The sequence below is a fragment of the Catenulispora sp. GAS73 genome, from assembly GCF_041262085.1.
Classification (GTDB): domain Bacteria; phylum Actinomycetota; class Actinomycetes; order Streptomycetales; family Catenulisporaceae; genus Catenulispora.
On record NZ_JBGCCM010000002.1, the window covers coordinates 283,167 to 295,960 of the forward strand.

A 12,794-nucleotide genomic window follows, 5' to 3' on the forward strand; every position below is an offset into this window, starting at 1 on the left:
TCCACCCTGTCACGGCCCGGTGCGCCTCGCTAAGATCCTCGGCATGTCTGGGGAGGAAGCGCTGTCGCGCGCCGAGATGCGCGCGTCACATGAGGACCGTGACAGCGTCGTGGACCAGCTGCGGGTGGCGGCCGGGGACGGACGGATCGACGGGGACGAGCTCGACCAGCGGATCGAGGCGGCGATGACCGCGCGGACGTACGGCGAGCTGGACAAGCTGGTCAAGGATCTGCCGCAGTCGGCGCAGCCGGCGAGCCCGGCGCGGCGCACCGAGGCGGAGGCTTCGCAGAACATCACCATCTCGCACGGGAACACGCACAAGCGCGGCGCGTGGCTGGTGCCGCGGCGGCTGAACATCGCGGTGCGGCACGGGAACATCCTGCTGGACTTCACCGAGGCGGTGTTCAGCGGCGTGCGGGAGGTCGAGCTGGCGCTGGACCTGCGGCACGCGAACCTGCGGGTCATCGTGCCGGCGGGGACGGCGCTGGACACCTCGGCGCTGGCGACGCGGCACGCGAACATCGGGCAGCCGGACCTCGGGCCGGCCGGGCCGGAGGCGATCCGGCTGACGATCAGCGGGCAGGCGGAGCACACGAACCTGCGGGTGCGGCGGCTTTCGCGGTTGGCGGAGCGGCGGCGGCAGCGCCGGGGACGGCGCGAACTGGGGCGGCGCGGGCGGCGGGAGTTGGGGCGGTAGTCGGGCCGCCGAAAACGATCTTGCGCACCGATGGGGCCCCGCCCCATCCAAGGGGGCAGCCATCCCCAAGAACTAGCGCGCGCCAGCCGACCTCGGTCAGAATCGCCGCCGACACCGGCTGGCGTCAACGGATTCGCGGCGAAATTGCGCCGCCCGAGCGACGGGCCTCACCCCTCCGCGATCACCACCGCCGAAGCGATCCCGGCGTCGTGCGACAGCGACACGTGGAAGACCCGGATCCCCCGCTCCTCAGCGAGCGCCGCGACCGTCCCGGTCACCCGCAGCTCGGGGCGGCCGTCCGGCAGCGTCACCACCTCGCCGTCGTGCCAGCGCAGGCCGCGCGGGGCGCCGAGCGCCTTGGCCAGCGCCTCCTTGGCGGCGAACCTGGCCGCCAGGGACGCCGTGCCGCGCTCGCGCTCCCCGGGGGTGAACAGCTTCTCCCGCAGAGCCGGGGTGCGGGACAGCGACGCCGCGAACCGTTCGACGTCCACCACGTCGATGCCCACACCCAGGATCATGCGCGTCCTTACTCGTCCTGCTACCTACTCCACAGTGACCGACTTCGCCAGGTTACGCGGCTGGTCGACGTCGTAGCCCAGGGCGTCCGCCAGTTCGGCGGCGAACACCTGGAGCGGGACGGTGGCGACCAGGGGCTGCAGCAGGATCGGCAGCTCCGGGACGTGGAACAGGAAGTCCGCGTAGGGGGCCACCACGTCGTCGCCGTCCTCGGCGATGACGATGGTCTTGGCGCCCCGGGCGCGGATCTCCTGGATGTTGGAGACGATCTTGTCGTGCAGCAGCGGCCGCTTCGGCGAGGGCACCACGACCACCACCGGCAGGTCCTGCTCGATCAGGGCGATCGGCCCGTGCTTGAGCTCGCCGGCGGCGAAGCCCTCGGCGTGGATGTAGGCGAGCTCCTTCAGCTTCAGCGCGCCTTCCAGGGCCATCGGGTAGCCGACGTGGCGGCCCAGGAACAGCACCGTGCGCGCGCCGACCATGGAGCGGGCCAGCTTGCGGATCGGCTCCATGCGGCTCAGGGTCTCGGCGATGGCGGCAGGGGAGTCCGACAGCTGCGTCAGGACCTCGGCCACCTCGTCGTTGAACTTCACGCCGCGGACCTGCGCCAGGTACAGGCCGACCAGGTAGCAGGCGGTGAGCTGGGTCAGGAAGGCCTTGGTGGAGGCCACGCCGATCTCCGGGCCGCCGTGCGTGTAGACCACGGCGTCGGACTCGCGCGGGATGGTCGAGCCGTTGGTGTTGCAGATCGCCAGGACGCGGGAGTGCTGCTCGCGGGCGTGCCGGATGGCCATCAGGGTGTCCATGGTCTCGCCGGACTGCGAGATCGCTATCACCAGCGTGTCCTTGGTCAGGATCGGGTCCCGGTAGCGGAACTCGCTGGCCAGCTCGACCTCGACGGGGAGCCGGGTCCAGTGCTCGATGGCGTACTTGGCGATCAGGCCGGCGTGGTAGGCGGTGCCGCAGGCGACCACGATGATCTTGGTGACGGCGCGCAGCTCGTCCTCGGACAGCCGCATCTCGTCCAGCTTCAGCCTGCCGTCGCCGTTGACCCGGCCCAGCAGGGTGTCGGCGACCGCGCGCGGCTGCTCGGCGATCTCCTTCTGCATGAACCAGTCGTAGCCGCCCTTCTCCGCCGCCGAGGCGTCCCAGGACACGTGGAACCGCTTGCCCTCCACGACCTCGCCGTCGAAGGTGGTGATCTTCACCGAGCCGTCGCGGAAGACCTCGGCGACCTGGTCCTGGCCCATCTCGATGGCCTCGCGGGTGTGGGCGATGAACGCCGAGACGTCGGAGGCCAAGAACGCCTCGCCCTCGCCGACGCCGATCACCAGCGGGGAGTTGCGGCGCGCGCCGACCACCACGTCGGGGGCGTCGGCGTGCACGGCGACCAGCGTGAAGGCGCCCTGCAGCCGGTTCACGACGCGGCGCATCGCGGCGCCGAGGTCGCCGTCGCCGGCCTCGGCGAAGTCGCGGGCCAGCAGGTGCGCGACCACCTCGGTGTCGGTCTCCGAGAGGAATGTCACATCCTGGCCGGCCAGTTCGGCCTTGAGCCGGGCGAAGTTCTCGATGATGCCGTTGTGGATGACCGCCACCTTGCCGGTGGTGTCGGTGTAGGCGCCGCCGGGGGCACTGAAGTGCGGGTGGGCGTTGCCGTCGGTGGGGCCGCCGTGGGTGGCCCAGCGGGTGTGGCCCAGGCCGGTCGTCGACGCCGGGAGGGGGCGGACGTCGAGTTCCTTCTCCAGGTTCGCCAGCTTCCCGGCCTTCTTGGCCCCGGCCAGGCGGGCTTCGCCCTCGGACCGGTCGACCACGGCGATGCCGGCCGAGTCGTAGCCCCGGTACTCCATCCGGCGCAGACCCTCTATGACGATGCCCAGGGCTTGCTGGGAGCCCACGTAACCCACGATTCCGCACATGGGTCCAGAGCATAGTGGTATGCCCGGTGACCTGGATTGGTACAGACCAATCGGGGCATCGCTACCAGTCGGTAGCGTGTCGGTAGGGTGGCAGGGTGACCAGTGCCGCGCCACCAGCTCCCAATCCCTTCCTGGAGTTCAGCCGCGAAGAGTGGGCCGCCCTGCGGGACCGGACGCCGCTGCCGCTGACCGAGCCGGAGATCGAGCGGCTGCGCGGTCTGCTGGACGTCACCGACATCGACGAGGTGCGCGACGTCTACCTGCCGTTGTCGCAGCTGCTCAGCATGTACGTCCGGGCGACCTCGGAGCTGCGCGGCACCATCGCCGCGTTCGCCTCCGGCACCGGCGGCGGGGACCGGCAGGGACAGTGGACGCCGGAGACCGCGCCGCCGTTCGTGATCGGCATCGCCGGCTCGGTGTCGGTCGGCAAGTCCACGTTCTCCCGGACCCTGCGCGATCTGCTCGCGCGCAGCCCGGAGCATCCGGAAGTGGGCCTCATCACCACCGACGGCTTCCTGTATCCGAACGCCGAGTTGGAGCGGCGAGGGCTGATGGGCCGCAAGGGCTTCCCGGAGTCCTACGACCAGCGCGCGTTCCTGCGCTTCCTGACGGCGGTGAAGTCCGGGCAGGAGACGGTGCAGGCGCCGGTGTACTCGCACCTGGTCTACGACATCGTCGCGGACGAGTGCGTCGACGTGAAGCGGCCGGACATCCTGCTGGTCGAGGGTCTGAACCTGTTGCAGCCGGCCCGCACCCGCGCCGACGGCCGGACGTCGCTGGCGGTCTCGGACTTCCTGGACTTCTCCATCTACCTCGACGCCCGGCGCTCGGACCTGAAGCGCTGGTACACCGACCGGTTCCTGGCGCTGCGCTCGACGGCGTTCAGCGACCCGCAGTCCTACTTCCACAAGTTCGCCTCGCTGTCCGACGAGGCGGCGCGCGGGCTGGCGCTGGAGATCTGGACCTCGATCAACGAGCGGAACCTGATGGACAACATCCTGCCGACGCGGGGCCGGGCGCGGCTGGTGCTGCGTAAGGGTGCTGATCACCGCGTGGAGCGGGTGCGGCTGCGCAAGCCCTGAGCCGAGAGGCCGGACGGAGCGGACCGGAGAGGGGTAGCGCGGGTCGAAGTCGCATTCCGGCCCGCGCTCCCGGCTCTCGGTGCCGCTACTTGCTCTGGCTCTGTGTCTGGTTCTGCTCCATCTGGGTCCGCAGGTCCCCCAACTGCTGCATGACAGCGGGGAAGATCGGCGTCGACACGAGAGCCGCGAACTGCTCCGGGCTCAACACCGGACCGCTCGGATTGAAGCCGAAGACGCCGTGCTCATCGGCGACCCCGGAGCTGCCCTTCCAGGGCAGCTCTCTGACCAGCTCGTCCAGCTCGATGGTCCACGAAGTGCCCGAGCCCGGCGGGGCGAACACATACTGTGCCGAGTGGAAGGACAGCGCCGAGGGATCGGTCAGCGCCGCCGTGTCCTGGATGCTGTCCCGCGCCTCGATGTCGGTCGACTGGATCTGGACGGTTCCGCCCGGCACCTCCTTCGTCCCGGAAACCAGGGGAATCGCCGCGGTCGCCGGATGCTGGTGGATGTACTTCGTGTCGACCGGGGCCGCTTGGATGAAGTGATCGCCGGGCAGCACCTGAACGATGCTGGTGCCGCCGGTCGAGCTCGTGAACGTCAACGTGGTGCAGAACCCCGGTGGCTGGTCGGCGGTCTGGCAGGCGATGTGGTCTCCCGTCGGGAGGTAGGGCTTCAACGCGTCCAGCACCTCCTGTTCCCGCTGGACGATGGTCCCCGTCAGCTTGGGCAGCGTGGGGGTCGGCTTCGCCGTGCTTTGCGTCGACACCGGGACGCCCGGTGCGACGGCGTCGGGCTTGCCGTGGCCGGGACGCAGCGCCACGACCCCGGCGACCGCCACCGCGGCCACCGCACCGGTCACGCCGGCCGCCGTCCAGCGGTCGCGGCGGCGCCGGCCGTCGCCCCAGGCGACCGCGGGGCCGATCAGGTCGCGCGAGGTCGGCACGTGCTCCAGGTCGGCGTCGTGGAACAGGGTCCTGATGTTCTCGGCTTCGTGATCCGTCATGTGTTCCTCCTTCGTCAGTCTCGACGGATGTCGCTGAGCGAGTCGCCGATCCGGGTCCGCAGGGTCGCCAGGGCGCGCGAGGTCTGGCTCTTCACCGTCCCCTCCGAGACGCCGAGGGCGTCGGCGGTCTGCGCGACCGAGTAGTCCTCCCAGAACCGCAGCACCACCACCGCCCGGGACTTGGGCGGCAGCCCGGCGAGCGCCTCCATCAGGACACTGGTGCTGCCGTCGCCGAAGCCGTCGCCGGACGCGACCGGTTCCGGCACCGATTCGATCGGCACCGTCGCGAACCGCTTCTTGCGGTTGGCCGACAGGTGGCAGCGGTACAGAACCTGTTTGGCGTAGGCGTCCGGATGCTCGACGCGCCCGATCCGGCGCCACGACCGGTACAGGTGCCCGAAGGCCGTTTGCACCAGGTCCTCGGCCCCGTGCCAGTCCCCGCACAGCAGATACGCCGTGCGCAGCAGCTGCTTCTGGCGGCTCGCGGCGAACTGCCGGAAGTCCTCCTCGTCACCCATCCACCCTCCCGTTGACGACTCACCAGTACTCAATGCCGTGCCGGGCCGATCGGTTGGAACCGGTGAGCTGGAGTTCTCCGTTTTCTACAAGACACGACGCGAGGCCGGAGGCCATTCTGACGATCACGCCCGGCCCTCCCGGAGCGGGGGGACGGTAGCGGGGCCGGCCGGGCTGGGCGGCTCCGGTATCGCCGGGACGTGGGCCGCCGGGGCGGTGGGAAGAGCCGGAGGGGCTCGCCCGACGGGTTCGGTTCGGTTCAGCGTGCTCGACGGCCGCGGGGTGCGGGCCGGGGGTGGACCCGGTCGGCGCGCGAGCGCGGCGGCCGGTCAGCCCAGCAGCACGCTGGTCACCCGTCCGGGGAGCCGGTCGAGCGCGGAGCCGGGTGGGGCGCCGCGCCGCAGCTCCGCCAACCGCCCCGGCGTCAGCCCGGTGATGGCTTTGACGTCGTGCCCGAGGTGCGCCTGGTCGTGGTAGCGGGCCAGCGCCGCGGCCTGCGACCAGCTGCGGCCGTCCAGGTGCGCGCGCAGCGCGGTCTGTAAGCGCAGCACCCGCGCCATCGCCTTCGGCGACATCCCGACCTGCTCCAGGAACCGCGAGCGCAAGTGGCGGTCGCCCCAGCCGACGTCACGCTGGATGTCGCGCAGCGGCCAGCCGGCCGCCACCAGCCGGGTCGCGCGCGTCACCTGCCAGGCCGGCAGGACCGGGGAGTCGGCCGCGCGCCGGGTCAGGTAGGCGTCGAGCCGGGCGAAGCGCGCCTCCCAGGTCGGCAGCCCGGCCAGCTGCTCCACGAGCAGCTCGCCCTCGCGGCCCAGCACTTCGCCGAGCGTCGGGAAACCGTTCGCCAGCTCGGCCATGCGCAGGCCGATGATGTGGTGCGCACCGGTGTGGCTGAGGGTCACTTCGATGCCGGAGATGTGGCCGCGGTGCCGGCCGATCGCCGCCACCGCGCGGCCGGCGGACAGGAACGAGGCCCGGCGGAAGACCTCGGACTCGCCGTCGGAGGCCAGGCCGATGCGAATCGGTTCGGCGAAGGCGATGACGAGCGTGGCCGCGCCGGAGGGGATCTCCAGGCGCGCGCGGTCGGCGACGTCGGGGAAATTGAAGCCGTGGTAGTGGTGCACGAGGCCGCGTAAAGCGGGAACAGGCTCGCGACGCACGCTTTCCATGCGCGGAGCCTATTCCCGAATGAACGTTCTGCGATGAGGCCGGTCAGAAGCTTGCAGAACCCTTTACAGTCCCGACAGTCCCGACAGTCCCGGTCATCACGCCGCGTCCCCGGACACCCGGAACGACTGCAGCCGGCGGGTGCCGTAGCCCAGGGCCACGACGACGAACACCAGGGACATGATCACCGAGGTGCCCAACGACAGGTTCGCGCTGAGGTTAGGCAGATGCCCGATCTTGTCGGCCAGGCCCAGTTCGTACTGCCCGATGGACAGCAGGCGCAGACCGCTGACGAAGCGGGTGAGCAGGTTCTCCCAGACCAGGATGTAGATCAGGGTGACGGCCACCGAGCGCTTGGTCACCACCGACAGGAACAGGAAGAACGCGCTGTAGACGACGGCCCCGACCGCGGCGGCGATGATCACGCCGATCGCCTCGCTGGTGTCGCCCTTGATCGGCGTGAACGTCATGTCCAGCGGGCCGGGGTTGTCGACGTAGCCGGAGGTGCCGATGAAGGCGGCCGCGGCGATCGGCACCACGGCGAACACCAGGGTCGCGCCGGAGGCCACGATCCACTTGGTGAACATCACCGTGGCCCGGCTGACCGGGGTGGCCAGCAGGTGCAGGATCGAGGCGTCGTCGACCTCGGTGCCCAGCACCGAGGTACCGATGATCATCGCGGTCAGCGGCAGCAGCGTGACCAGCCCGATCTGCCCCAGGACCACCCCGGGCCAGGCGAAGTCGTGCGAGCTGTTGATGTTGGTGGCGGCGCGCAGCCCGATGGTCAGGGCCAGCAGCAGCGCCGGGGGCAGCGCGATCAGCAGCGAGCGGCGCCGGCCCAGCAGGCCGCGCAGCGTGATGGCGGCGATCGTGGGGTTGAAGACGGTTGACATCTGTGCCAGCTCCTTACGACGCCACCAGATAGGTGAACACGGACTCCAGCGACTCGTCGGCGGGCAGCACCGCGCGCAGCCGCACGCCGTGCTCGCGGGCCACCGCCGCCAACTCCCGGCTGAACGCGCCGTAGTCCCCGGCCCGCACCTCCAGGCCCCCGGCGGGGTTCAGCTCCACGCCGTTGACCGAGGGCCGGCCGATCAGCGCCGCGGCCAGGGTCCGGTCGTCGCTGGAGGCGACCTGGAACACGTGCGGGCGGCTGGTCATCAGCCGGCGGATGGTGCGGTAGTCGCCGGAGGCGGCCAGCCGGCCGGCCACGATCACCTGGACCGTGCCGGACAGCCGCTCGACCTCCTCCAGGATGTGCGAGGAGAACACGATGGTGTGGCCGGCGTCGCCGAGACGGTGCAGCAGGTCCATCATGTGCATGCGCTGGCGCGGGTCCATGCCGTTGAACGGCTCGTCCAGCAGCAGCACACGCGGCTCGTGCACCAGCGCCGCGGCCACCTTGATGCGCTGGCGCATGCCCTTGGAGTAGGTGTCGATGCGGCGGTCGGCGGCCTCGGTGTCCATCTCGACCATGCGCAGGGCGCGGGCCGTGGCGGCCTCGACGTCGCGCAGCTTGTGCAGCTTGGCGGTCGCGGAGACGAACTGCCGGCCGGTCAGGAAGGCGTAGACCGAGTCGCGCTCGGGCACCAGGCCGATCACCTTGTAGATGCCGGGGTTGTGCCAGGCGGTCTGCCCGGCCACGGTGACCGTGCCGCGCGAGGGCGACAGGAAGCCGGAGACCAGGTGCAGCAGCGTGGACTTGCCGGCGCCGTTCGGGCCGAGCAGGCCGGTGACGCCGGGGCCGATGGTCATCGTGATGTCGTTGACCGCGACCACGTTGCCGTACCAGTGGGTCACGTTGTCCAGCACGATCTCGGCCGGGCCGCCGGGGCGGGTCGGGACCGGGGCGGCGGCTTCGCGCTGCCCGGGGATCTCGTCGATGGTCACAGCAGGCTCGCCTTCTGGTAGCGGCGAATCAGGAGGAGGACGGCCAGCGCGCACAGCACTACGACCACGGCCAGGTACACGATTCCGAAACTGCCCGGGTAGGGCACGTCGGAGTTCTTCGGAGCGCGCCCCACCACCCAGTCCTTGAGGCCTTCCAGCAGGTTCGCGGGGTTGAGCAGCCCGGAGATCTTCGGGCCGCTGCCCGGCGAGGTCGGCTTCACGAAGTAGCCGCCGCCGTCCGTACTGGCGTCGTGCACATAGTGCGGGCGGTAGCCGGTAAGCCGGACCATCGCCGAGGAGATGACGTAAGTGCCGAAGAAGAACACCGCGACGGCGCCGGTGGCGAACGCGCGGCGGCCGGTGTAGCAGGACAGGACCGCGGCCAGGACGCTGAACACGACCGAGTACAGCAGGGCCAGCTCCAGGCCGGGGATGAAGGCGCGGGTCTCGTGCCAGACGGCGGAGCCGCCGTGCAGCGAGCCGATGGTGCCGACGTAGAGCAGGATCTCGGGGACCGCGGTGAGGACCAGCATCGCGGTGATCAGGGCGCTGATCTTGGCGATCGGGTAGTCGGTGCGGCGCAGCGGCCGGGAGAAGTACAGCGGCAGGGTGCGGTTGCGGATGTCGCGGGAGATCAGCTCCGGGGTCACCGCCGCCAGGTACAGGACCAGGACGAGCTGGAAGCTGTACATGTACTCGTCGTAGGCGATGGCGTGGACGCCGGTGCGGGAGACCGCGAAGGCGTTCGCGACGGCCGGCAGGCACATGATGGCCAGGGCCAGGAACGGGACGATCTTCGCGCGCGGGCCGCGGCCCAGGCCCCAGGCGGAGCGGAGGCTGTGCCAGTAGAGGGCGCGGACGATGCCCAGGCGGCCGATGCGGTCGCCGGTGTAGGTGCGGTAGCCGATGTCGTGGATGACGCCGGAGGGTGAGCCGGCGGCGGCGGTGTCGCTACTCATGGTCGGTCTCGCTCTCGGCGGCTTCGGCTTGGGCTTCGGCTCGGGCGGGGGCTTCGGGGGCCGGGGCGGGAGATTCGGCCGGCTCGCGGGATGCGGCGGGTTCGCGGGATGCGGCGGGTTCGCGGGATGCGGCGGGTTCGCGGGATGCGGCGGGCTCGGCGACTGGCTCGCCGGCTGCTGCAGCAGGTGGCGCGGCGCCGGCGGCTGCTGCAGCAGGTGGCGCGGCGCCGGCGGCTGCTACAGCAGGTGTCGCGGCGCCGGCGGCGGTCGCGGCAGGTGCCGAGGCGCCGCTGGCTGTTGCAGCAGGTGGCGCGGCACCAGCGGCGGTCGCGGCAGCTGCTGCCGGCGAGGTTGTGGCGCTGGTGGCGGCGGAATCGGCGGCGGCGCTTTCGGCAGGGCTGTCGGCGTCGTTGTCGGCGTCGCCGTCGTCGTCGAGGTCGAGGTCCAGATCGTCGAGGTCGTCGAAGTCCTCGTCCGCGAACAGCTCCTCGACCCGGTGCCGGCGCCGCTCCAGCCGGTTCAGCGGCAGCCCGAGGTCGGCCACCGCGTCGCGGATGGCGTCGTAGACCTGGTCGGACTCCTCCTCCGTGCCGCCGAGGCGGACCAGGAGGGCGCGGCCGTCGCGGCGGGGGGCCAGGCCGGCGGTCTTCAGGGCGGCGGCCAGGCGGGCCGCGCCCTCGTCGACCTCGACCGCCAGGACCGCGCTGGCCTTCGTGAAGGCCGACATGGAGGCGGCGCGCAGGAGCTTGCCGGACTCGATCGCGACCAGCGAGTCGCAGATCTGCTCGATCTCGCCGAGCAGGTGCGAGGCGACCAGGATGGAGATGCCGAACTCGGCGCCGATGCGCTCGATGAGGTCCAGCATCGCCTCGCGGCCGGCCGGGTCCAGGCCGTTGGTGGGCTCGTCCAGCAGGAGCAGGCGCGGGTCGCCGACCAGGGCCTGGGCCAGCTTCACGCGCTGCTTCATGCCCGTGGAGTAGGTGCCGATCAGGCGGTAGCGCTCCTCGTGCAGGCCCACGTGGCGCAGCGACTCGGCGGCACGCTCCTTGGCCGCGGTCGGCGGCAGGCCGCCCATGCGGCCCATGTGCGTGACGAACTCGGTGGCGGTCACGTCCGGGGGCAGGCAGTCGTGCTCGGGCATGTAGCCGACCAGGGTCCTGATGCGCTCGGCCTGGTCGACCACGTCGTAGCCGAGCACCGCGGCGGTGCCGGAGGACGGGTGCAGCAGGCCCAGGAGGATCTTGATCAGCGTCGACTTGCCCGCCCCGTTCGCCCCGACCAGGCCGATGACGCCGGCCGGGACGGACAGCGTCAGCCCGTCCAGCGCGGTCACCGCCCCCCGGGCCGCGCCGTTGTAGCGCTTGGTGAGGCCGGACGCCTCGATCACGGCGGCGGAGGCTGCCGGGACGGCCGGGACGGCCGTCGATCTCGTGGCTGTGGTCATGGTTCCAAGGTAGAGAGGAAAGCAGGCCGAGCGCTTCAGCTTGAAGTCGCCGTTGCCCGTAACCCGCAAGGATGACGGCGTAGCCCGCCGGGAGTAGTCCCGGGCTCTGACGTCCACTCCCGGGGACGGCGGCGGGGCGCCGCGTACTTCCCGGGCCGGATGCGCATACCTCCCGGGCCGGATTGTGGACCGGGCGCGGCGAATCCAGTGAATCTTGTTAGCGTGAAACCATGAACACGGCCGATCTTCTCACCATCACCTCCGATGATCTGGCCATCACGCGCCTGGGTGAGCGCACTGTCGACACGCCGCTGGCCGACCTGCTCGGCGAGCGCGAGGAGACGTGGCACTACGTCACCGAGACCGACCGGGTCCTGCTCGACGTGGTCCAGGGCATAGCGAACAAGCGCGACGTGGACGTGGCCGGGCTGCCGGCCTTCAACCCCGGCGGACCGCGCCGGAAGCTGTTCTTCGAGCCGTCCGAGGTCACCGCCGCCATCGTCACCTGCGGCGGGCTGTGCCCGGGGCTGAACAACGTGATCCGCGGCCTGGTGCTGCACCTGGGGCGGGCCTACGGCGTCAAGCGCGTCCTGGGCTTCCGCAACGGCTTCAAGGGCCTCGCCGACGGCTCGGAGCCGATGGTACTCACCGAGCAGGCCGTCGCCGACATCCAGAACCGCGGCGGGACGATCCTGGGCACCTCGCGCGGCAACCAGGACCCGGTGGTCGCGGTGGACACCATGGTACGGCTCGGCGTCAACATCCTGTTCGTCATCGGCGGCGACGGCACCCTGCGCGGCGCGGAGAAGCTGGCCGACGAGGCGCGGGCCCGGGGCGAGCGCATCGCGGTGGTCGGGATCCCGAAGACCATCGACAACGACATCCCCTGGATCGACCGGTCCTTCGGCTTCCACACGGCGTTCGAGCAGGCCTCGAAGTCCATCCGCGCGGCGCACATAGAGGCTTCCTCGACGGAGAACGGCGTCGGCCTGGTGAAGCTGATGGGGCGTCACAGCGGCTTCATCGCCTGCTACTCGACGCTGGCCAGCCACGCCGTCGACTTCACGCTGATCCCCGAGGTCCCGTTCGACGTGGACGTCTTCCTGTCCCGGCTGAAGAAGAAGGTCGAACAGCAGGGGCACGCGGTGGTCGTGGTCGCCGAGGGCGCGGGCCAGGAGCACTTCCCGGCCTCGGACCAGACCGACGCCTCGGGCAACGCGAAGCTGAACGACGTCGGGGCGCTGCTGAAGAAGCGGATCATCGAGTCGTTCGGCGACGAGCCACTGTCGGTGCGGTACGTGGACCCCGGCTACGAGATCCGGTCAGTGCCCGCGAACGCCTTCGACGCCGTGTACTGCACGCGGCTGGCGCAGGCGGCCACGCACGCGGGAATGGCCGGCTTCACGTCGATGGTGGTCGGGCAGTGGAGCGGGCGGATGGTGCATCTGCCGATCGAGTTGGCCACGGCTAGCCGGAATGTGGTGGATCCGCACGGGCAGTTGTGGATGAACGTGCTGGAGACGACGGGGCAGCCGAAGCGGATGGTGTGAGGCGGCGGCATTTTGTTAGCGGGATTCGCCCCCGAACATACGTATAGCGCGCGC

11 protein-coding genes and 1 pseudogene are annotated in these 12,794 nt (G+C 70.9%); 3 read left to right on the forward strand and 9 right to left on the reverse strand.

Features of this window, described 5'->3' with window-relative positions; all coding sequences use genetic code 11:
• Positions 1-43 precede the first annotated feature (43 nt).
• A complete protein-coding gene (locus ABH935_RS03760; protein WP_370376350.1) occupies positions 44-697 on the forward strand; it encodes a DUF1707 domain-containing protein in 654 nt (217 codons plus the stop codon).
• 167 nt (positions 698-864) lie between these two features.
• Here ABH935_RS03760 and ABH935_RS03765 read toward each other — a convergent pair whose 3' ends face one another.
• Positions 865-1,215, reverse strand: a complete 351-nt coding sequence (locus ABH935_RS03765; protein ID WP_370376351.1) for a holo-ACP synthase — start codon at positions 1,213-1,215, stop codon at positions 865-867.
• Positions 1,216-1,239: 24 nt separating this feature from the next.
• Positions 1,240-3,129 (reverse strand): glutamine--fructose-6-phosphate transaminase (isomerizing), encoded by a 1,890-nt coding sequence (gene glmS / locus ABH935_RS03770; protein WP_370376352.1) that lies wholly within the window; start codon positions 3,127-3,129, stop codon positions 1,240-1,242.
• Positions 3,130-3,224: 95 nt separating this feature from the next.
• Here glmS and coaA point away from each other — a divergent pair, with 95 nt between their 5' ends.
• The gene (coaA, locus tag ABH935_RS03775) at positions 3,225-4,211 is read left to right on the forward strand and encodes a type I pantothenate kinase (protein ID WP_370354873.1); all 987 of its coding nucleotides are present in this window, start codon (positions 3,225-3,227) and stop codon (positions 4,209-4,211) included.
• Positions 4,212-4,296: 85 nt separating this feature from the next.
• Here coaA and ABH935_RS03780 read toward each other — a convergent pair whose 3' ends face one another.
• The 7 genes and pseudogenes from ABH935_RS03780 to ABH935_RS03810 form a co-directional block, all read right to left on the reverse strand.
• A complete protein-coding gene (locus ABH935_RS03780; protein WP_370376353.1) occupies positions 4,297-5,214 on the reverse strand; it encodes a hypothetical protein in 918 nt (305 codons plus the stop codon).
• Between the two features lie 14 nt (positions 5,215-5,228).
• Positions 5,229-5,732: a SigE family RNA polymerase sigma factor gene (locus ABH935_RS03785; protein WP_370376354.1), complete on the reverse strand. Its 504-nt coding sequence runs from the start codon at positions 5,730-5,732 to the stop codon at positions 5,229-5,231.
• A gap of 327 nt (positions 5,733-6,059) precedes the next feature.
• A complete protein-coding gene (locus tag ABH935_RS03790) occupies positions 6,060-6,899 on the reverse strand; it encodes a helix-turn-helix domain-containing protein (RefSeq protein WP_370376355.1) in 840 nt (279 codons plus the stop codon).
• A 96-nt stretch (positions 6,900-6,995) separates the two neighbouring features.
• Entirely contained in the window at positions 6,996-7,790 is a 795-nt protein-coding gene (locus tag ABH935_RS03795; protein WP_370376356.1) for an ABC transporter permease subunit, read from the reverse strand.
• 13 nt (positions 7,791-7,803) lie between these two features.
• Positions 7,804-8,781, reverse strand: coding sequence for an ABC transporter ATP-binding protein (locus ABH935_RS03800; RefSeq protein ID WP_370376561.1), 978 nt, complete (start codon positions 8,779-8,781; stop codon positions 7,804-7,806).
• Between the two features lie 2 nt (positions 8,782-8,783).
• Positions 8,784-9,746 (reverse strand): ABC transporter permease, encoded by a 963-nt coding sequence (locus tag ABH935_RS03805; protein WP_370376357.1) that lies wholly within the window; start codon positions 9,744-9,746, stop codon positions 8,784-8,786.
• Positions 9,747-10,212: 466 nt separating this feature from the next.
• Positions 10,213-11,190: pseudogene (locus tag ABH935_RS03810) on the reverse strand (ABC transporter ATP-binding protein); the annotation flags it as partial.
• A gap of 230 nt (positions 11,191-11,420) precedes the next feature.
• Here ABH935_RS03810 and ABH935_RS03815 point away from each other — a divergent pair.
• Complete coding sequence (locus tag ABH935_RS03815; RefSeq protein ID WP_370376358.1) at positions 11,421-12,740, forward strand: ATP-dependent 6-phosphofructokinase; 1,320 nt, start codon at positions 11,421-11,423, stop codon at positions 12,738-12,740.
• Positions 12,741-12,794 lie beyond the last annotated feature (54 nt).

Excerpts from the sequence above, each read along its gene's own strand:
- ABH935_RS03760 (WP_370376350.1), top strand. The coding sequence starts at position 44 with ATGTCTGGGGAGGAAGCGCTGTCGCGCGCCGAGATGCGCGCGTCACAT.
- ABH935_RS03765 (WP_370376351.1), bottom strand. The coding sequence starts at position 1,215 with ATGATCCTGGGTGTGGGCATCGACGTGGTGGACGTCGAACGGTTCGCG.
- glmS (WP_370376352.1), bottom strand. The coding sequence starts at position 3,129 with ATGTGCGGAATCGTGGGTTACGTGGGCTCCCAGCAAGCCCTGGGCATC.
- ABH935_RS03780 (WP_370376353.1), bottom strand. The coding sequence starts at position 5,214 with ATGACGGATCACGAAGCCGAGAACATCAGGACCCTGTTCCACGACGCC.
- ABH935_RS03785 (WP_370376354.1), bottom strand. The coding sequence starts at position 5,732 with ATGGGTGACGAGGAGGACTTCCGGCAGTTCGCCGCGAGCCGCCAGAAG.
- ABH935_RS03790 (WP_370376355.1), bottom strand. The coding sequence starts at position 6,899 with ATGGAAAGCGTGCGTCGCGAGCCTGTTCCCGCTTTACGCGGCCTCGTG.
- ABH935_RS03795 (WP_370376356.1), bottom strand. The coding sequence starts at position 7,790 with ATGTCAACCGTCTTCAACCCCACGATCGCCGCCATCACGCTGCGCGGC.
- ABH935_RS03805 (WP_370376357.1), bottom strand. The coding sequence starts at position 9,746 with ATGAGTAGCGACACCGCCGCCGCCGGCTCACCCTCCGGCGTCATCCAC.
- ABH935_RS03815 (WP_370376358.1), top strand. The coding sequence starts at position 11,421 with ATGAACACGGCCGATCTTCTCACCATCACCTCCGATGATCTGGCCATC.